The organism is Bradyrhizobium archetypum, assembly GCF_013114835.1.
Taxonomy (GTDB): domain Bacteria; phylum Pseudomonadota; class Alphaproteobacteria; order Rhizobiales; family Xanthobacteraceae; genus Bradyrhizobium; species Bradyrhizobium archetypum.
The window spans coordinates 197,110-215,679 of record NZ_JAAVLW010000007.1 but is presented as its reverse complement, the minus strand read 5'-3'; the positions used below and the strand labels follow the sequence as shown (position 1 = coordinate 215,679).

Annotated in this window: 16 protein-coding genes; 5 read left to right on the top strand and 11 right to left on the bottom strand. The window is 62.9% G+C overall.

The window, feature by feature from the left end; all coding sequences use genetic code 11:
- Positions 1-149: 149 nt before the first annotated feature.
- Complete coding sequence (locus HCN50_RS23895) at positions 150-941, bottom strand: transglycosylase SLT domain-containing protein (RefSeq protein WP_311968219.1); 792 nt, start codon at positions 939-941, stop codon at positions 150-152.
- 394 nt (positions 942-1,335) lie between these two features.
- Between HCN50_RS23895 and HCN50_RS23890 the strand changes: the two genes are divergently transcribed.
- Positions 1,336-1,692: a PilZ domain-containing protein gene (locus HCN50_RS23890; protein ID WP_171712343.1), complete on the top strand. Its 357-nt coding sequence runs from the start codon at positions 1,336-1,338 to the stop codon at positions 1,690-1,692.
- Between the two features lie 80 nt (positions 1,693-1,772).
- Here HCN50_RS23890 and clpA read toward each other — a convergent pair whose 3' ends face one another.
- Together clpA and clpS are read right to left on the bottom strand one after the other, a co-directional pair.
- A complete protein-coding gene (gene clpA / locus HCN50_RS23885) occupies positions 1,773-4,175 on the bottom strand; it encodes an ATP-dependent Clp protease ATP-binding subunit ClpA (protein ID WP_171712342.1) in 2,403 nt (800 codons plus the stop codon).
- A gap of 277 nt (positions 4,176-4,452) precedes the next feature.
- Complete coding sequence (gene clpS, locus HCN50_RS23880; protein WP_171712341.1) at positions 4,453-4,785, bottom strand: ATP-dependent Clp protease adapter ClpS; 333 nt, start codon at positions 4,783-4,785, stop codon at positions 4,453-4,455.
- Between the two features lie 500 nt (positions 4,786-5,285).
- On the opposite strand from clpS, the gene HCN50_RS23875 reads away from it, so the two are divergent.
- Positions 5,286-6,938, top strand: coding sequence for a TadE/TadG family type IV pilus assembly protein (locus tag HCN50_RS23875; protein WP_171712340.1), 1,653 nt, complete (start codon positions 5,286-5,288; stop codon positions 6,936-6,938).
- Between the two features lie 71 nt (positions 6,939-7,009).
- On the opposite strand, the gene HCN50_RS23870 is transcribed toward HCN50_RS23875, so the two are convergent.
- Positions 7,010-7,348: a phasin family protein gene (locus tag HCN50_RS23870; RefSeq protein ID WP_171712602.1), complete on the bottom strand. Its 339-nt coding sequence runs from the start codon at positions 7,346-7,348 to the stop codon at positions 7,010-7,012.
- Positions 7,349-7,748: 400 nt separating this feature from the next.
- Between HCN50_RS23870 and HCN50_RS23865 the strand changes: the two genes are divergently transcribed.
- Positions 7,749-9,623 carry a serine hydrolase gene (locus HCN50_RS23865; protein WP_171712339.1) on the top strand — a complete coding sequence of 625 codons (1,875 nt, stop codon included), beginning with the start codon at positions 7,749-7,751 and terminating at the stop codon, positions 9,621-9,623.
- Positions 9,624-9,882: 259 nt separating this feature from the next.
- Here the strand turns inward: HCN50_RS23865 and HCN50_RS23860 are convergent, their stop codons facing one another.
- The 4 genes from HCN50_RS23860 to HCN50_RS23845 all read right to left on the bottom strand — a co-directional run bounded on the left by HCN50_RS23860 (position 9,883) and on the right by HCN50_RS23845 (position 13,535).
- A complete protein-coding gene (locus HCN50_RS23860; RefSeq protein WP_171712338.1) occupies positions 9,883-10,608 on the bottom strand; it encodes a DnaJ domain-containing protein in 726 nt (241 codons plus the stop codon).
- Between the two features lie 67 nt (positions 10,609-10,675).
- Entirely contained in the window at positions 10,676-11,440 is a 765-nt protein-coding gene (locus HCN50_RS23855) for a VWA domain-containing protein (RefSeq protein ID WP_171712337.1), read from the bottom strand.
- Positions 11,441-11,544: 104 nt separating this feature from the next.
- Complete coding sequence (locus HCN50_RS23850; protein ID WP_171712336.1) at positions 11,545-12,444, bottom strand: alpha/beta fold hydrolase; 900 nt, start codon at positions 12,442-12,444, stop codon at positions 11,545-11,547.
- A 305-nt stretch (positions 12,445-12,749) separates the two neighbouring features.
- The gene (locus tag HCN50_RS23845; protein ID WP_210265071.1) at positions 12,750-13,535 is read right to left on the bottom strand and encodes a helix-turn-helix transcriptional regulator; all 786 of its coding nucleotides are present in this window, start codon (positions 13,533-13,535) and stop codon (positions 12,750-12,752) included.
- Between the two features lie 103 nt (positions 13,536-13,638).
- On the opposite strand from HCN50_RS23845, the gene HCN50_RS23840 reads away from it, so the two are divergent.
- Positions 13,639-14,727 carry a zinc-binding dehydrogenase gene (locus HCN50_RS23840; RefSeq protein WP_171712335.1) on the top strand — a complete coding sequence of 363 codons (1,089 nt, stop codon included), beginning with the start codon at positions 13,639-13,641 and terminating at the stop codon, positions 14,725-14,727.
- A gap of 6 nt (positions 14,728-14,733) precedes the next feature.
- On the opposite strand, the gene HCN50_RS23835 is transcribed toward HCN50_RS23840, so the two are convergent.
- Positions 14,734-15,660: a division plane positioning ATPase MipZ gene (locus HCN50_RS23835; RefSeq protein WP_171712334.1), complete on the bottom strand. Its 927-nt coding sequence runs from the start codon at positions 15,658-15,660 to the stop codon at positions 14,734-14,736.
- A gap of 344 nt (positions 15,661-16,004) precedes the next feature.
- Here HCN50_RS23835 and panC point away from each other — a divergent pair, with 344 nt between their 5' ends.
- A complete protein-coding gene (gene panC, locus HCN50_RS23830; protein ID WP_171712333.1) occupies positions 16,005-16,856 on the top strand; it encodes a pantoate--beta-alanine ligase in 852 nt (283 codons plus the stop codon).
- A 233-nt stretch (positions 16,857-17,089) separates the two neighbouring features.
- On the opposite strand, the gene HCN50_RS23825 is transcribed toward panC, so the two are convergent.
- Entirely contained in the window at positions 17,090-17,530 is a 441-nt protein-coding gene (locus HCN50_RS23825; RefSeq protein ID WP_171712332.1) for a DUF1489 family protein, read from the bottom strand.
- Between the two features lie 56 nt (positions 17,531-17,586).
- A complete protein-coding gene (locus tag HCN50_RS23820) occupies positions 17,587-18,564 on the bottom strand; it encodes a hypothetical protein (protein ID WP_171712331.1) in 978 nt (325 codons plus the stop codon).
- Positions 18,565-18,570: the final 6 nt, after the last annotated feature.

Genomic DNA, 18,570 nt, shown 5'->3' with positions numbered 1-18,570 from the left:
CGTGACAAGCGCGCCTCATTCCGGGGCGATGCGAAATTCGAACTATGGAGCGCCCTCGCGCCCCTGAGAATCTCGAGATTCCCCGGTGCGCAATTGCGCACCTGAGGTCTGGTCCTTCGGACCATCCCGGAATGACAGAGCAAGTAACTTCACCCCGCCACGCCTCTATTCCGCAGCACAAAGCACGCCCCGCCCGCTTTTCGGATGCGGTTGCAGAGGTCGTCGGCCTCGCCGCGTGTGTCGGCGCCGAAGCGCACTTGGTAGAACGTCGCCGGACCGCGGCTGCGCAGGCGCGAGGCGAGGATCGAGGGATCGCGATTGCCGATCACGCTCGACAGGCGGGAGACCGCACGGCCATACATCGCGAGCGCCTTGTCGCGGGAAAAGCCGGCAGCGAGCTGCACGCCCCATTGCTTGGCGGCAGCGAACTTCACGCGCTGCTCCAGCCCGGCGATAAAGGGATTGGGTGCCTGTTTCAAGAGCGCCATCAATTCGCGGCAGCTCGATGCCGGAATTCGTTCGGGCTGTTTGCCGCCCTGCCCCGCCTTCGCCCAATCCTCCACCGTGGAGCCGGTGATGGCAACGACATAGTTGCGCGTCTCCTGTGGCATCGGCCCGGTGCCGGCCAGCCATTCCTGCACCCGGCGCGGACCGGCATTGTAGGCGGCCGCGGCAAGCCCGAGATTGCCGAACTGCTCGCGCAATTCGGCCAGGAACTCCGCCGACTTCGGCAGCGCCTGCACGGGATTGAAGGGATCGAGCAGGCCGCGTTCGTTCGCCGTATAAGGCATGAACTGCGCAATGCCCTGCGCCCGTGCGCCGCTGCGCGTCACCGGCCCCACCGCACCGGGCTGAAAGCGGCTCTCCTGCCAGATCACGCGCGCGAAAAATTCCAGCGGCAGGTTCGAGGCCTTCGCCGCCGATTCGATCATCAGGCACATCGCCTCGCGCGCCTCGCTTTCGCGCGCAGGGGCGTCCGCCTTTTGGTTCGCCGTCGCGCTCGACCGCGTAGCTTCACCTGCGTCCTCGGCGAAGGCGTTGCCCGACGACGACAAGAGTGACACCGTGCAGCATAGGGCGCGAAGAAACCGACCTCTTTGCATGGCAATTTGCAATCCGACAGCGCATGGCAATCAAAACGTCAGTCAACGATTAACGCTTGCGGGTAGATCCACCGTCCCCTGCGGCACGCTGCCGTTGTTGCGCTGCAATTGCTCCGAAATCGGCGTCATCGGAGCCGCCGTTAATTTACGTTAACGCCGCATTTTGCGCTCGCCGGACTTCTACGGGCAACAAAGCGCGGTAAAAATCTCCTCACTTTGTTGGGAGATTTCAATGCAGGATCGGCGCGAGAGTGTGCGCGATAAAGTGATGTATGGCGGCATCGCCGAGATCGGCGATCGCGGTGCTGCGCGCGAATGCATCGTCCGCAACATCTCGGACAAGGGCGCGACCATCGAATTCAGCAACGACATCCAATTGCCAAGAGAGCAGCTCTCGCTGCGCATCGCGCGCAAGGGCCGCTCCTTCCTCGCCAAGGTGATCTGGTGGCGGGATAATTTCGTCGGCGTCGCATTCCGGGCGGAACGGCCGGCCGAGCCGGTTTCCGATCTCGATGAGCGGCTGCGCAGAAGCGAGATCAAGAAGCGGCAGCTCCAGCGACGGATTGACGAACTGCTCGGCGAACGCTGAAGCCGCAACGCACCACAGAAAAAGGCCGGCTGTCGAGCCGGCCTTTTTTGCATTCTTGCCGTATCTTCCGGTCGCCGCGATCAGACCTTGACCAGCGGGCCCTTTGAGGCAGGCCCCTTTGAGCCGCCGCCCCCGTTGGGACCGCCCGGCTTCGGTTTGCGCTTGCGCGTCCCCGGCAGCTTCTCGGGCTTCGGCGTGACCGGACCTTCGACGAACTCGAAGCCGATCTTGTCCTTGCCCTCGGCGTCCTTGACCAGCACGACGCGGACATGGCCGCCGCCCTTGAGCTGACCGAACAGCACTTCATCCGCGAGCGGCTTCTTGATGTACTCCTGGATCACGCGCGCCATCGGGCGCGCGCCCATCTGCTCGTCATAGCCATGCTCGATCAGCCAGGCCTTGGCAGGATCCGACAGCTCGATGGTGACGTCGCGGTCGGCGAGTTGCGCCTCGAGCTGCAGCACGAACTTCTCCACCACCATGCCGATGACATCGGCGTTGAGGTGGGCGAACGAGACGATCGCGTCCAGCCGATTGCGGAATTCCGGCGCGAACTGACGGTTGATCGCCTCGTGATCGTCGCCTTCCCGCTTGTTGCGCGTGAAGCCGAAAGCCTGGCGCGCGAGGTCGGCGGCGCCGGCATTCGTGGTCATGATCAGGATCACGTTGCGGAAATTGACCTGCTTGCCGTTGTGGTCGGTCAGCCGGCCGTGATCCATGATCTGCAGCAGCACGTTGTACAGATCCGGATGCGCCTTCTCGATTTCGTCGAGCAGCACTACGCAATGCGGATGCTGATCGACGCCATCAGTGAGCAGGCCGCCTTGATCGAAGCCAACATAGCCGGGAGGCGCGCCGATCAGGCGCGATACCGTGTGCCGCTCCATGTATTCGGACATGTCGAAGCGCAGCAGCTCGACGCCGAGCGAAGCCGCAAGCTGTTTTGCAACTTCGGTTTTGCCAACGCCGGTGGGACCCGAGAACAGGTAGCAACCGATCGGCTTCTCCGGCTCGCGCAGGCCGGCCCGCGCCAGCTTGATCGAAGCGGATAGCGACTCGATCGCCTTGTCCTGGCCAAATACCACGCGCTTCAACGTCTGCTCGAGATGCTTCAGCACCTCGGCATCGTCCTTCGATACGCTCTTGGGCGGAATCCGCGCCATGGTCGCGATCGTGGTCTCGATTTCCTTGATGCCGATGGTTTTCTTGCGCTTGTTTTCGGCTACCAACATCTGCGCCGCGCCCGACTCGTCGATCACATCGATCGCCTTGTCGGGCAGCTTACGGTCGTGGATATAGCGCGACGACAATTGGACCGCCGCCTCGATCGCCTCACTGGTGTATTTCAGGCGATGGTAATCCTCGAAATACGGCTTGAGACCTTTCAGGATCGCGATCGCGTCTTCCACCGTCGGCTCGTTGATATCGATCTTCTGGAACCGGCGCACCAGAGCGCGGTCCTTTTCGAAATGCTGGCGATATTCCTTGTAGGTAGTTGAGCCCATGCAGCGGATGTTGCCTGCGGCGAGCGCCGGCTTGAGCAGGTTGGAGGCATCCATCGCACCGCCGGAGGTCGCGCCGGCGCCGATTACCGTGTGGATTTCGTCGATGAACAGGATGGCGTTCGGGTGTGCCTCCAGCTCCTTCAAGACCTGTTTCAGCCTCTCTTCGAAATCACCGCGATAGCGCGTGCCCGCGAGCAGCGTGCCCATGTCGAGCGAGAACACGGTGGCCGCAGCCAGCACTTCCGGCACTTCGGAATCGACGATGCGCTTGGCCAGCCCTTCGGCGATCGCGGTCTTGCCGACGCCAGCGTCGCCCACGAATAGCGGATTGTTCTTCTGGCGGCGGCACAGCACCTGGATCGCGCGATTGATCTCGGAATTGCGTCCGATCACCGGATCGATCTTGCCGTCGCGCGCCTTCTTGTTGAGGTTGACACAATAGGTTTCGAGCGCCTCCCCCTTCTTCTTGGAGTCCTCGTTGCCCTTGGTCTCGGTCTCCTCGTCGACGCCGCGCACCGGGCGCGCTTCGGAGACGCCCGGCCGCTTGGCGATGCCGTGGCTGATATAGTTGACCGCGTCGTAGCGCGTCATGTCCTGCTCTTGCAGGAAGTATGCGGCATGACTCTCGCGCTCCGCGAAGATCGCGATCAGCACGTTGGCGCCGGTCACTTCTTCGCGACCGGAGGATTGGACGTGAATCACGGCGCGCTGGATCACGCGCTGGAATCCGGCGGTCGGCTTAGCGTCGTCGGCGCCGTCAGTCACCAGATTTTCGAATTCGGTCTCGAGATAGTTGACGAGGCTCGTGCGCAGCTTGTCGAGATCGACGCTGCAGGCGCGCATCACCGCCGCCGCATCCGAGTCATCGATCAGCGACAGCAGAAGATGTTCGAGCGTCGCATATTGATGATGACGCTCGTTTGCAATCGCCAATGCACGATGCAGGGATTGTTCAAGGCTTTGGGAAAAAGTTGGCATTCGCGTCCTCTATGGCCCCCGGTCATCATGATCGCCATTACCCGGTGAGGCAACAACAACCTTCGTCATCCCCTGTCACATAGTGTCATATAGTTACATACGATCGTGGCGAAAGACTGGTTCCGCAAGCGTGGTTTTCCTCTAAATTCCGGGCATCACGGCTGCGGCGCGCCGCCTCCCCGGAAATCTACCGGGAATGCGCGGGTGGACTTCCGTCAGCACCGATCAATGCAAGACCCGTTCCTTGCCTCCGGCCGGGTCGCGAGCCTCGCGCAGGCTATTTCTTTTCCATTACGCACTGTAGCGGGTGCTGGTGCTTGCGCGCGAAATCCATCACCTGCGTCACCTTGGTCTCGGCAATCTCGTACGTGAACACGCCGCACTCACCGATCCCGTGGTGATGGACGTGGAGCATGATCTTGGTGGCCGCTTCGGCGTCCTTCTGGAAGAACTTCTCCAGTACATGAACGACGAATTCCATCGGCGTGTAGTCGTCATTCAGAATAAGCACGCGATAGAGGTTCGGACGCTTGGTCTTCGGTTTGACCTTGGTGATGACCGACGTCGACGGCCCGCCGGTTCCTGTGTTGCGGTTCTCGCCATTGCTCATTCGGGGAGCAGAAGCAGACGACGTTGCCGGCACGGACGAACAAGTTTTCAAGGTTGGCTGCGACATGGCTCAGGCGTTCGAATTCCAAAGGGGTGACCGGATATCGCATCGGGCCCACTCGCGATCGGCTCTGGCGTGAGCCACCGTCGAGCACCCAGCAACGCATTTCCAGATCGCCGCTCCCGGTCCGACCCGTTGGCCGGATCGGCACCTGGAATATGGGTCCGCCGCCGGACCGCCGCAAGCGCATCGATGCTGCCCTGGCGCGACCCGCGACCGGCCCGATTCCCGGCTCGGCTCTCCGGAGCAAGGTTAATCGTTTCTGTCGGATTTGACAAAGGACACGACTGCCCGTTTAGCCGCCGTTGAGGATACCGGGGGCTTTTGGTCGGCGGTCCGGCGGTACGCAGGCTTTGACCCGTTTTTAGTGGAACCGGTTTACCGCCTATTTAGCGGCCCGGGCGGAAATGCCCGCAGAAATTACATCTGCGGTGAGAGCCATGCTCGATACAGTCGTTTTCCGTCGCATTCGCACGGCCGCCCGCCGGTTCGCCGGCGCCAATGAAGGTAACATTGCGATCCTCTTTGGAATCGCGGTCATCCCGATCATCACCTTTGTCGGGGCAGCTATCGATTACACCCGCGCCAGCAGCGCCCGCTCCTCGATGCAGGCCGCCCTTGACTCGACCGCCCTGATGCTAGGCAAGGACCTGACCGAGGGCACCATCACGGCCTCGCAAATCAGCGACAAGGCAGACGCGTATTTCAGGGCCCTCTATACCAACACGGAAGCCAAGTCGGTCGCGATTACGGCGAGCTATACGCAGAACTCCGGCAAAGGGTCGACGGTCCTGGTCAACGGCTCCGGCGCTATCGATACCGGCTTCATGCGGGTGGTCGGTTATCCGACCCTGGGCTTCAACACCAGTTCCACTTCCGCCTGGGGCAGCAAGCGCATGCGCGTGGCGATGGTGCTGGATAATACCGGGTCGATGGATCAGAACGGCAAGATGGACGCCATGAAAAAAGCGGCCACTGACATGATCACGGACCTGTCCAAATACTGGAAGAAGACCGGCGACGTTTACATCTCCATCATCCCGTTTGCGAAAGACGTCAATGTCGGCACCGCTAATGTCAATGCGTCATGGATCAATTGGTCGGAGTGGGAAGCTGAGCCTCCGATTCTGAACGACAAAAACGCCAGTATCAACGCGGACTTCAAGACCGCCAAAGCTGGATCGGATTGCCCGTTCACGAGGAACACGCACGGCTTTGTCTGTATGGACAGGCCCGCAACGCAAAGCGGAGCTCAGACCAGAAGCACAATCCCTTCGAACGGATACATCTGCCCCGGGCTCGACAACGGAAAATGGCCCGGCAAAGCCAATATTTACTACAATGGCTGCTACACGACCACGACCGGCTCAAGCGCAAGTTGCGGAGCGTTCGACGCGACCAGGTGCACGTGCTCAGGGAGTGGCTCAAGCAAGGTTTGCCACTTCTGGCGTGGTGATGACACCGCGGCGACGGCCGCAGCAAGGCCCGCGCACAGCACCTGGACCGGCTGCATCAACGATCGCGACCAGCCTAACGACACGACGAACATCGACCCGGGATCGTCCAACGACGGGACCCCGTCAAAGCGGTTCTATGCGGAACAGTGGTCTCAATGCATTGCCTCAACGGTGACACCGATGAGCGATAGCTGGCAAACTCTCAAGGACCAGGTCAACGCCATGACTGCCAACGGCAATACCAACCAGGCGGTGGGTCTGGCTTGGGGATGGCAATCGCTCAGTACGGAGAACGGCCCTATCAAGGCACCGTCAAAAGACTCTGACTATATCTACCAGGACTTCATCGTCCTGCTGTCCGACGGACTGAACACGCAAAACCGTTGGAGCTCATCCACGTCGAGCATTGATGCCCGTCAGAAGATCCTCTGCCAGAACATCAAGGACGATAAATTGCACCCCGTCACGGTGTTCACGATTCAGGTCAACATCAATAAGATCGACCCGCAGTCGCAGGTGCTGAAGGAGTGCGCGACCCCCGATGGCAGCTTCCAGATGATCACGAGCGCCACTCAGACTTCGGATGCATTCAAGAACATCCTCACGCAAATCTCCAAGCTCCGCGTCGCGAAATAGCCCGCGAAAAGCTCACGAAAAAAGCCCGGCCATAACGGCCGGGCTTTTTGTTTATTGGAACCTGGGAAATATTAGTGCGCGGCCGAGCTGTACTTCGCGACCAGGCCCTCGTAGGGCTTGACGGTCTGCTTGGCCAGATCGGTGTAGAGACCCGCAATCTTCTGCGCTTCCGCGACAAAGGCTTCGTAGGAAGAGCGCGCGAACTCGGTCTGCGCCTCGAGCGCCTTGTCCAGCGACTTCACGCCGGAGAGCTTTTCAACAAACGATTTGGTGTCTTCGAACGACTTCTTGGCGTACTCGCCATAGGCGGTCGCGATCGCCTGGACGCCGCTCTGCAGGTTGCTCGCGGAAGCGGCAACCGTCTCGAGATGCTCTTTGCCGTAGTTCTGAATGTCCTCAACCTTGACCATCATGGAGTCCTTTCCCAGACTGCAGGTGCAAACCGATTGCCGGGAGGTCCCGGCCCCCTGACACCTTTCATATATGTGCACCGCACAATAAGGTCAAGAATTATTGTGCGCCGCACAAACACGGCGAATTAGCGGAAAAATCCAGGGTCTTTCGCAACGGTTAATTAATCTTTTGGAAACTCGCTCCGCCTAACCTGATTCCTGGACTTGCTCGCCTTCCGGCAAACAGCAGGAAAGCTGTTTGAGAACAGTATCTTAGCTAGAAGAGCAATCTGATCGGCCAACCGGGCCGCACCTGATGGCCCGGTCGGTATTCCGAGCAGCGAAACATCACTGGCTAGCGGGCACAATTTTGCCTCACGAGCCGGTGATCAAGACAGAAATTGGGACGGGGAAGTAAATGCTTCGTACAACCTTCGCTTCCTCGCGCGCGTTGCGAGTGTGCGCCCTCGGACTCCTTACCTTCACGACAGCCATATTGATCTCAAGCGAGAGCGCTGAAGCGCGCCGCTACAAGCACCGGCGCCACCATCACGTCGCACGCGAAAGCTACAGCCCGCAGTTTTCATCGATCATCGTCGACGCCAATTCCGGCGCGGTGCTCTCCTCGAACAATCCCGACGGTATCCGGCGCCCGGCATCGCTGACCAAGATCATGACGCTCTATCTGCTGTTCGAGCGTCTCGAATCCGGCAAGATGAAACTCGACACCGAAATGGACGTGTCCGAGCACGCCTCCGAGCAGGCGCCGACCAAGCTCGGCCTGCGTCCGGGCCAAACGCTGAAGGTCGAAGACGCCATCAAGGGGCTGGTAACGCGTTCCGCCAACGACGCCGCCGTCGTCATCGCCGAAGCCATCGCCGGCGATGAAACCGAATTCGCCAGGCTGATGACGCGCAAGGCGCGGGCGCTCGGCATGAGCAAGACCACCTATCGCAATGCGTCCGGCCTGCCGAACGACGAGCAACTGACCACCGCGCGCGATCAGGCTACCCTCGGCCGCGCAATCCAGGATCGCTTCCCACGCTACTACCGTTACTTCGCAACCACGGTGTTCAACTATCGCGGCCAGTCGATCCGCAATCACAATCGCCTGCTCGGCAATGTCGAAGGCGTCGATGGCATCAAGACCGGCTACACCCGCGCCTCCGGCTTCAACCTCGTGAGTTCGATGCGCCGCGGCAACCGCCACCTCGTCGGCGTCGTGCTGGGCGGCCGCAGCGGCGGTTCGCGCGACGCCACCATGCGGAACCTGCTGGCCGAAAACCTGGAGAAAGCGGCAACCAAGCGTACCGTCGCCGCGATCACCGAGCGTAACCCGGCGGATGGCGCCGTCGATGTGGCTGGAGCCGAAACGAACGCTTCGCGTCCGGCCGAACAGGCTCACTCCGCCGGCGCTCTCGCCACGTCCGAACCGGGCCTCGCAGCCATGCCCGCGACTCGTTCGCTGGCGCCGGCAAAGCCATCGCTGATGGCAGCAGCAGCCGCCGCCCTGCCCACGCCGCCCGCCAAGACCGAGCAGCAAGCCAGGCCCGAACCTGCGCCGTTGACCAGCGGCGTGATCCAGACCCAGCCGATCTCCGCAATCCCGGGCTCGGCCGAACCGATGAAGCCGGTCAAGGTCAAGACCGTTCAGGTCAAGGCCGGGCCCATGAAGCTGGCGTCCGCCAGCCCCTCGCAGCCAGCGCCTCCGCCGATCACCAGCGCCATTCCTGCCCGCCCCGAAGTCGCCGAGACCTCCAGCGCCGTTGTAGCCAAGGCCGCCGAGAGCAAGCCCGCCGAGAGCAAGCCCGCCGAGGCCAAGTCCGCCGAGGCCAAGCCCGAAGTCGCCAGAACTGCCATGCCACCGCAGCCGGCCGGTCACGGTACCGGAAACGGCGTGCTCGGCGTACTGCCCGCTTCCAGCCTGGCACCGGCGCCATCGCAAGCCGCGCACGCGCAGGCGCTCGCCTATGCCGACCCGGCGCCCCGGCCGCACGTCACGCAACAGAACGACGCCGTCAAGCCGGCCGCGCCGGCGGTGGTTCGCACCGGCTGGATCGTCCAGGTCGGCGCACTCGAAAGCGAAAGCGAAGCCAAGCAACGGATCGACCTCGCCCGCACCAAGGCCAGCGCCCTGCTCAGCAAGGCCGATCCCTTTACGGAGACGGTCGTTGCCAAGGACAACCGCACGCTCTACCGGGCCCGCTTCGCCGGTCTCGATCGTGATCAGGCCGAAGCGGTGTGCAAGACCCTCAAGCGTGCCGACATTTCCTGCATGACCGTTCGCAACTGATCCGGACATGTCGTCGAACTTCGCAAAGCCGGCGCCGCAAGCGCCGGCTTTGTTGTTTTCCAAACACAATTGCGACGCCTCTCGCCTGATCGCGCTGAGGGCGGCCAACGAAAACTTCTCGTCAAGAATTTGCGGCTAGGTTCCTAGCAACGAGCGATCGACCGCGCCGGACAAACGGCGGGCGAAATGGGGCGTCAGCCAGAGACCGGCAGGTAAGTAACTCGCGGTTTGTAGCGTCGGTGGCGTGAGCCGGAGTTAGCTAAAGATGCGTGCGAAGAAGGGTATCCTTGGCCTCGTTTACGCGGGCAGCGAGATACGTCGAGCCCCCCTGGTCGGGATGCAGTTTCTTCATCAGGGTGCGGTGCGCCCGGGTGATGTCGTCCCGCCCCGCCCCCGGCTGCAGGCCAAGGATCTGATAGGCCTCCTCGTCCGTCATTTTTCCGCTCGCCGCCGCGCGGCGCTGCCCCCCTGCCGTATCGCCTTGCGCGTTCTGACGCCAAGCGGGAAACCGGCGGTCAAGATAGCTTTCAAGTAAGGCGACGCTCTCGGCGTCGAACGCCGGGATCATCGCGATCAATTGCGGCAGGCCGAATTCGTCGAGCGAACGGCCGGCATTCGGCCCGTCCACAATCCGGCCCGACAGTTCGCCGCTGTCATGATCGAGCGTCATCTCCAGAAACTGCGAGCGGACGCGCGAGGCCTGTCCGGACGAGCGCTGCGCGCCGCCGCCAAAAATCCCGCCGATATTGCCGAAGCCCGACGCTCCAAACGGCGACCAGCCGAGCAGACCAGCGCCGAATATGCCAAGCGGGATTGCAACCGCCAGTTCACCGCGCAGCCCGGTGAAGGCTGCGACCGCCAGCGCCACGACGCCGCCCACAATCTTGATCACGCGCGCGAGCACAACCGGGTTAGCCGCACGAAACATCTGCAGCAGCAGGTACAGAACGACAACGGCAACGACGCCGGCGATCAGGGTTGGCATGGCGCTAATATAGCGGCACCGGCGCCGAAAAGCATGGCGCCCGGCACCATGGCAACCAAAGTCGTAATCACTTCATCTGGCCGATCAGCGCGGCCGCGCCGCTGGTGGTTTTCGCCAGCCGCAGCAGCGCGTCGCGCCCGCCGGCCGCGTAGGCTGCCGCGGCGCGCAAGAGCTCGCGCAACTGCGCCGCGGCGCCGGGATCGAACCTGCACCATGCGCCACCGGTAAGCCGCGCGATCTCGCGGAAAGCCTGTTCGGCGACGGGATCGTGACCTTCCTGAAACATGAAAACCGGGACCTTGAGCAGGCCAAGTTCGCCCGCCTTGGCACAGAGATCGTCGACGGACTCCTCCATGGCGTCACCGACGAACACGACGGCACGAACGGCGGACGCCACCGCCTCGCGCCTTGCCTCCGACAGCACCTTGCCGATTTGCGTCTCGCCGCCCTGGCAATCGATCTTGCCCATCAACCTTGCCAGTTGCGCGGAGTCTGAGATCCAGCCCGTAGCGCGGCATTCGTTGAAGCCGCGATAGTAGACCAGCCTTATATCCAGGCTACCGAGCGAAGCGGCCTCGCGAAACATGTCGGCCTGCAGCGCACAGGCCATGTCCCAGGTCGGCTGCCGGCTCATGGTGGCGTCGAGCGCAAACACCAGCCTTCCCCTGGCGCCTGGAGCGTGAGGCGACATCGCGCGCGCTTTCGCCACGAAGGCTGCGATATCCTCCGCCGCCGATGGCTTGGTCTGCGGCAACGGGCCGGCTTTGCGCGCCTCGGCCTTTGCCGAAGCAACCTCGCCTGCCGATTTCGGTTTAGTGGGTTCGCCAGCCATAAGTGCTCGCAGGTAGCAGCAAGCTTTATGTGGGACAGCGATCCGCGCCGGTCAATGCGCCGGATAGGGACGCTGCGGCAGTTGCGCGGGGTGTCGTCGGCCGGCTAGTTCGTGACCGGCTTGTTTGACGGTGCAGGGTTGCTGGCCAACGGGACGGAGAGCGGCACCGGTCCGGGGCTGCTGCTCAGAACGTCCGGCACCTTGGTCGGCACCGGCTTCAGTGCACCGCTCTTGTCGGATTCCTGGAGGAATCTGTCGAGCATCGTCTGGATCGAAGATTTCGCTGCGTCAGGCCCGGTATCGCGCATATCGTTGTGCTGGAAGCCGGTGTTCACCACCGTGATACCGGCCTGTTCGCATTGCTCGTCGTCAGGCACGACGCCGGGGTCTGCCTTGAAATGCGTATCCTTGGAACGGAACGAGAGTATCTTGAACTTGCCGTCGGTCAGGAACGGCACGCGCAGATTGTCCAGCGTCACGACTTTCTTGATCTCGTCGGGATACTGCTTGGCGAAATACATCGAGATGTCGCCACCCATCGAGTGGCCGACCATCGTGACCTTCTCATAGTCGGCGTTGGGCTGAACCTTCTGCATTTCATGGACGGCGAAATGGATATTGGCCACGCCGCGCTGAATCTGCGGCAGGCGGCCGACATAGGGTTCGCCGACCTTGGTCACCATCGGCGGATCAGTCGGCAGGTCGTGCTGCGGGCTGATCGCGAGATAGCCGCGCCACGCGAACACGTTCTCGAGGAACGAATATTCAGTGTTCTTGACGGTGTTGCCGTGATTTAGGATCGCAACCGGCAGCTTGATCAAGCCGGCATTGGCCTGCATTTCCTTGTCGCGGCGAACCGCAACGTGAACCGCCACCAGACGGTTGTCGCGCGCGGGATCATGAAACGCGATCATCTCGTGCCGGATCGCCCATTTGCTCGCGGTGAAATACGCAACCGCGACCAGCACCGAGAGTGAAAGCAGAACGAGAATTCCACGTTTCATATTCGTCCTCGCGCCCCGCTAAGGGCCATCCCTGTTTTTGGAACTCTTTCGGTCCCTTGTTGATGATATATGTCACGATGGCGTGACATAAAGGCCAAATGTTGTGTGTTGACCGCCTGATCATTGTGCGGCGCACCCATCTATTGGGCACCGCTCAATCCCCACAATTCGACCTTTTTCTTACGACGCCTCCCATCAAGCTTTGGTTCGAGGGCTAGATAAAACTCTAATGAAAAACGCGATCCTGCCGCGGTGGTTCCTGGAACTTTCGGCGCGGGTGCAATGATACCGATAGCTGAGTTTAGCTACACGGCCGTGTAGATGACGAGCTTGAGCCACGGGTCGTCATTGGCCTGGAAGCTGGCATACTCGAGTTTGAGCCGGCCTTTCTTGGGATGGATCAAGGATTTCCGCCCGGCGGCGATGCCGCTGACGTCATGGGCCTCCCACCAGCCTGCAAATTCGGGACAGCCCTCACCTAGCCGCGCCAGCAAGTCGCGAAACGCGGGATCACCCGCCCAGAGGTCGTGCGTCGCACGGAACTGGGCGACCATGCGCTGGGCTTCGTCCGCCCATGAAGCGCCGAACAGGCGCCGCGTCGCGGGATTGGTCAGCACCAAGAGCAGGCTGTTGCGGTCGGCCTCCGCAAGCCGGCTGAAGGCGAAGATTTCATCGGCGGCCGCATTCCAGGCGAGAATGTCCCAGCGCCGGCCGACGATGTAGGCTGGCAGGTTGAGCTGCTCGATCGTGCGCTGGATCGCCGGAGGAACGATCTCACGGACGAAGGCGCGCCGGTCGGTATTTTGCGTCAGCTCTCTCAGATGCCGGTGTTCGGCCCTGGTCAGCCGCAGCGCGCGCGCCAGCGCGTCGACCGTCGCAGCCGAAGGGCTGACGGACCGTCCCTGCTCGAGGCGGATGTACCAGTCGACACCGATGCCGGCGAGCTCGGCGACTTCCTCCCGCCGCAGGCCGGGCGTGCGCCGCCGCCGGCCGGCCGGCAAGCCGACCGCCTTCGGCGTCAGCTTCTGCCGCCGCGACCGCAGGAAGTCGCCGAGTTCGCCTTGCCTCGCATTCGTGCCTGAAAGCGCCATCTGCGCACGCCTGAGATAGGACCTGACAGTCCTAGGATAATACCAGGTCTTGTTAGGGGAATGAAGGCTGCGACAATGCCGCTTCATCGTAAGGAGAAGGCCCATGAAGGCTGCCGTTTTGAATGCGTTCGGATCGCCGCTTGCGATCGAGACCGTCCCCGATCCGCAGCTCGGGACCGGCGAGGTCATTGTCGACGTGATGGCGAGCCGCGTACTGGCCTACGCCAACGAGGTTCTCAGCGGGGCGCGAAAATACCTGCTGGAACCGCCGGTGGTGCCCGGCCCCGGTGCGATCGGCCGTATCAGCGCCGCCGGGCCCGATGCAACGCGCCTTCGCCCTGGCGACTGGGTCTATTGCGATCCGACCGTCCGCTCGCGCGACAATGCGCTGTCGCCCGACATCGCCCTGCAAGGTCTCACCGCCGGCAGCGAGGGCGGCCTGCACCTGCAACGATACTTCCACGATGGCGCCTGGGCCGAGCAGATGCGCGTTCCGACCGAGAACGCCGTTCCGATCGGCGACATCGACGAGAAGGATGCCGCGCGGTGGTGTGCCCTTGGCACGCTCCTCGTTCCTTACGGCGGGTTCCTCGCCGGACAATTGCAGGCCGGAGAGATCGCGCTGGTGAACGGCGCCACCGGCAGCTTCGGCAGCGCCGCCGTTGCCGTCGCGCTGGGGATGGGCGCACAATGTGTGGTCGCGACTGGGCGGAACGAGCAGGCACTGGCTGAGCTGACGCGGCGGTTCGGCGGCCGCGTCCGAACCGTGCCGATGGGCGGCGACGAGGCCGACGACCGCGCGCGTATCCTGCAGGCGGCACCTGGCCCGGTCGACTGCGTGCTCGATATCCTACCGCCCGCAGCCAATGCCGTGCAGGTGCGGACCGCGATCCTGGCGGTGCGGCCTTATGGACGTGTGGTGCTGATGGGCGGCGTCGGCGCCGGCCTCGACCTGCCCTATTCCTGGATGATGCGAAACTGCATCACCCTGCGCGGGCAATGGATGTACCCGCCGCATGCGGCCGTGCTGATGGCCGGGCTGATCCGGTCAGGCCAAGTAGACCTCGATCAGTTTGAGATCGCCACGTTCCATCTCGATCGCGCCAACGAGGCGGTCGCGCATGCCGCTGCCCACAGCGGTCCTTTCAAAATGACGGTCATTGAGCCGCGGTCAGGGCGGCCAGCCGGCTGACGACGATCAGGCGCTGATAATGATGTCGTGGACTTCGAGCGGCTTGTCGACCTGGGTGAACCATTCGGCGCGGTTGGCGGCCCGGCGCCGGCCGCGCTCGTCGAGCGGCAGTTTGAGCTGGCGCAACAGGCTGGTCACTTCCTCGCGCGCCGTCACGTGCCCCATGCTCGGCCGCGTGCCGAGCGTCGCCTCGTCGATGTCGTCCAGCGCCGTCAATCCGCGCGGAAAGAACTCGCGGTAGACCACCCGCTCGGCAAATCCGTCGATCGAACGGAAACCGAGCCGCAACGAAAGGTCCTTCAGGCTGTCGGCGACGAGCTGCTTGTTCCGCGAGCCGATCATCGACAGCCGGTTGCGTACCACGATCCAATCCGTGCTGGCGCCGTCGAGCTGGCGCCGCTTGCGCCTGGTGTCGCGCACCATCTCCGCGTAGTGGCTTTCGCCGGTTACGGTATAGGTGGCGGGATCGACGGTGCCGAGCACGTCGAAATCGAGGAAGCTGTCATTGATCGGGGTCACCAGCGTGTCGGCCATCGAATGCGCCAGCCGCATCAAATAGGAGTCAGAACCCGGCGTATCGATGACAATGAAATCGAAGGCGCGTTCGACCGCGCCGACCGCCTCGGCGAACTGCTGGAACTCGGTGTTCTCATTGTCGGCGATCTGCATCGTCTCGCCGAGCTTGATGCAATAGTGCACGGGAATTTCGAGATCGAGACCAGTGCGGCGCGCCCACGCGCTCCGGTTGGCGATGTAGCGGGTGAAGCTCTGCTGGCGGCAATCGAGATCGATGGTGGCGACGCGCTGTCCGGCCTTCAAAAGGGCAACAGCAATATGCAGGGCGGTGGTGGATTTTCCGGAACCGCCCTTCTCATTGCCGAGCACGACGACGTGCGCCGAACCGAATTGACCCTGACTCGCCTGAAGCAACATGATTCAACCCCGCACGATATCTTCAAATCACGCACGACTGCGCGTCAAGTGAAATGCGTGACGACGCATTCAATTCGCTCGCAATTCGCTCGCTGTGTGTCTTAATCATGAATCCGGATGGTGCGGATTTCGTTCCGTTGCTGCGATCACCCTGTAGCCTTTTCAAGCAGTGCAGCGTGCGCGTGTGGCTTTCGCGTCGAGCCGCCGCAGGCTCGCCAGTCCCGAGCAACCTTGGCAGTAACCTTGGCGGCAAAGCTCGGGCCTTATAAGGTCGGCGCGCCCACCGAAAGCTTCGGGGCTAATCGCCCCTTACCCCGTCCCAAGCTGCAAGAGATCGAAGCCAGATGTCGCGAAGTCCCATGGTCGTCCGCACCGTCCCTGCATTGCGTCGCGCCGTCGAGGCCTTGCGCACCCGAAAGGCCAGCGTCGCGCTGGTACCGACCATGGGAGCGCTTCATGACGGGCATATGTCGCTGGTGCAGCTAGCCAAGCGTCGCGCACAGAAGGTGGTCATATCGATCTTCGTCAACCCGACCCAGTTCGCACCTTCAGAGGATTTTGGTTCATACCCGCGCACCTGGAAGGCTGACCTCGCCCGGCTAACGGAGGAGAAAGTCGACCTGATCTGGAATCCAGAGGTCAAGGCGATGTACCCCGACGGCTTCGCCACCAGGATCGTGCCGGAAGGTCCGGCCACCGCCGGGCTGGAGGATCGCTTCCGGCCGCATTTCTTCGGTGGAGTCGCCACCGTGGTCGGCAAGCTGTTCACGCAGGTCCGGCCGGACGTCGCGATCTTCGGCGAGAAGGACTTCCAGCAATTGCGGGTAGTGACCCAGATGGCCGCCGATCTCGACCTCGGCGTCAAGGTGATCGGCTCACGCACGGTGCGGGAACGCGACGGCCTCGCGATGTCCTCGCGTAACGTCTACCTCTCGCCCGAGGAACGCCGGATCGCACCGACCCTTTATCGTGCCATGAAGGAAAGCGCGAAGCACCTGAAAACCGGGGAGGATTTCGAGGCCGCGTTGGCAATCGGCCGCGAACTGATCACTGCCGCGGGCTTCGCACTCGACTACTTCGAGGCCCGTCACGCCGGGACGCTGGCCCCGATCGCGTCGATAAAGGAAGGACCGGTACGGATCCTGGTCGCCGCGAAGCTCGGCACCACGCGCCTGATCGACAATATCGGCGTCTAGAGCATGATGATATTAGGCTTGATTGCGACCACGAGCGCGGCGCGCTCCCTCTCCCGCTTGCGGGCGAGGGCTGGGGTGGGGGTGTCTCCGCGGGCGATACTGTCCGAGTGGAGAGAGCTCCCACCCGGCGCTCCGCGCCGACCTCCCCCGCAAGCGGGAGAGGTAAAGCTCGCCTGCGGCGAACGCGATCTAACCAAAATTCATCGCTCTCTAAGCGGGAGCCGCAGCCCTGCTCAGAGCAGCCCCAGATCGCGCAATTCGCGCCGCATCGGATCCGGCATTGCCGCCAGGCTGGCGGCGGAGGATTTGGTGAGGTCGGGCGGTGCGGCGTCCTCGGTCAGGTAACGCCAGCCCTGGAACGGGCGCATCGGCCGTGGCGAGACGGCGAACACCTTGGGCTGCATCACCAGACGGCACCGGCCGATACCATCCTTGTCGCGGAACGGCTCGATCGCGATGATCTTTTCGCGCGCGGCGATTTCACCCTTGATTACCCAGTAGAGCGAGCCACCGGCGAGGATTTCCTCGTCGCGCTTCGGCGTCATCCGGGTGATATGGACGTGACGAAGCGGTAAGCCCTTTTTCTTGGCGGTTGCCATGCGTTCGGCAACCCAGCCCTTGAGTTCCTTGACCGACTCGCAGCCGACGGCAAGCTTGATGAGATGAAGCGGCATGATCACGCCGATGTAGCGGCCCGAGCGCGCTTTGAAAAGATCGCTCCTTGTGGAGATCACTGCTCGTTGTCGGAAGTCGCAGCGCCCGAAGCTGACGGTGCGAGTTGGACCGGTGCAGTGGATGGCCGCTTCGGCGCCGGCGACGACTTCTTGGCGGCGGCGACTGCAGGTGACGGCGCCGGAGCCGGAGCCGCCGGTGTCGCCGCCGTGGCCGGACGCGGCGCCGCTGGCGCTGGCGGCGGCGCAGCGGCCGCGGGCGGCTTCGACGGCTCGGGCGTCATGATGCTGACCGCCGGGGTAGAGGCCGAGGTCGGGAATTCGGCATTGGTCGGCTTGCCCGTCGGGACCGACGGCGGCAGTGCTGCCATCAGACCGTTTGCCGTCTGCGCCGGTGCGTTCCACGACGACGCGTAGCGCATGATCAGGCTTTCGTAGACCCGCTCTTCCATGTTGGACGCAATCTGGCGCGTCTCGGTCAGCGAGCGGAACGCGCGACAGGACGACGGCGTGCAACGGTCGCGCACCGTCAGCACATAGGCCATGAGCCCGTAGCGGTCACGCTCAACGGCGCGGCGCAGCGCCAGCAGGTCCGAACCGGCCCCCTTGTTCGCGGTGGCGACATCGCCCAGGGACGTCAGCAACGTGATCTGCGAGGCAGCGTAGGCCACGGCCGCGGCCACCGACTCGGCCGAACCGAACAGCGCCTTCTCGCACGCGGCCAGGACCGCGTCGCCGGCAAGCTCATCAATGCAGGAAAGCTGCGGCAATGGGGCGGTCGCCGCCTGAACCGGCCGAACCTCCACTGGCTGCGGCACGCTTGCCGTGCCGAAGCCGCGGAAAGTCACCGCGCCTGCGATACCGACTGCGAGCAGCGTGATGAGCGCCAGCACGCCATTCGCCACGGATCTCTCCGAGCGGAGCAGCGTGATCAGAACGACAATCCCGACAAATCCGGCCGTGGCCAGCGTCAGGTACAACGGAAGGTTCGGCGAGCGCCAGATTTGATCCAGCGAAGCAGCCCAAGCCCAGTTCATGCGCGG

Excerpts from the sequence above, each read along its gene's own strand:
- HCN50_RS23895 (WP_311968219.1), bottom strand. The coding sequence starts at position 941 with ATGTGCCTGATGATCGAATCGGCGGCGAAGGCCTCGAACCTGCCGCTG.
- HCN50_RS23890 (WP_171712343.1), top strand. The coding sequence starts at position 1,336 with ATGCAGGATCGGCGCGAGAGTGTGCGCGATAAAGTGATGTATGGCGGC.
- clpA (WP_171712342.1), bottom strand. The coding sequence starts at position 4,175 with ATGCCAACTTTTTCCCAAAGCCTTGAACAATCCCTGCATCGTGCATTG.
- clpS (WP_171712341.1), bottom strand. The coding sequence starts at position 4,785 with ATGAGCAATGGCGAGAACCGCAACACAGGAACCGGCGGGCCGTCGACG.
- HCN50_RS23875 (WP_171712340.1), top strand. The coding sequence starts at position 5,286 with ATGCTCGATACAGTCGTTTTCCGTCGCATTCGCACGGCCGCCCGCCGG.
- HCN50_RS23870 (WP_171712602.1), bottom strand. The coding sequence starts at position 7,348 with ATGGTCAAGGTTGAGGACATTCAGAACTACGGCAAAGAGCATCTCGAG.
- HCN50_RS23865 (WP_171712339.1), top strand. The coding sequence starts at position 7,749 with ATGCTTCGTACAACCTTCGCTTCCTCGCGCGCGTTGCGAGTGTGCGCC.
- HCN50_RS23860 (WP_171712338.1), bottom strand. The coding sequence starts at position 10,608 with ATGCCAACCCTGATCGCCGGCGTCGTTGCCGTTGTCGTTCTGTACCTG.
- HCN50_RS23855 (WP_171712337.1), bottom strand. The coding sequence starts at position 11,440 with ATGGCTGGCGAACCCACTAAACCGAAATCGGCAGGCGAGGTTGCTTCG.
- HCN50_RS23850 (WP_171712336.1), bottom strand. The coding sequence starts at position 12,444 with ATGAAACGTGGAATTCTCGTTCTGCTTTCACTCTCGGTGCTGGTCGCG.
- HCN50_RS23845 (WP_210265071.1), bottom strand. The coding sequence starts at position 13,535 with ATGGCGCTTTCAGGCACGAATGCGAGGCAAGGCGAACTCGGCGACTTC.
- HCN50_RS23840 (WP_171712335.1), top strand. The coding sequence starts at position 13,639 with ATGAAGGCTGCCGTTTTGAATGCGTTCGGATCGCCGCTTGCGATCGAG.
- HCN50_RS23835 (WP_171712334.1), bottom strand. The coding sequence starts at position 15,660 with ATGTTGCTTCAGGCGAGTCAGGGTCAATTCGGTTCGGCGCACGTCGTC.
- panC (WP_171712333.1), top strand. The coding sequence starts at position 16,005 with ATGTCGCGAAGTCCCATGGTCGTCCGCACCGTCCCTGCATTGCGTCGC.
- HCN50_RS23825 (WP_171712332.1), bottom strand. The coding sequence starts at position 17,530 with ATGCCGCTTCATCTCATCAAGCTTGCCGTCGGCTGCGAGTCGGTCAAG.
- HCN50_RS23820 (WP_171712331.1), bottom strand. The coding sequence starts at position 18,564 with ATGAACTGGGCTTGGGCTGCTTCGCTGGATCAAATCTGGCGCTCGCCG.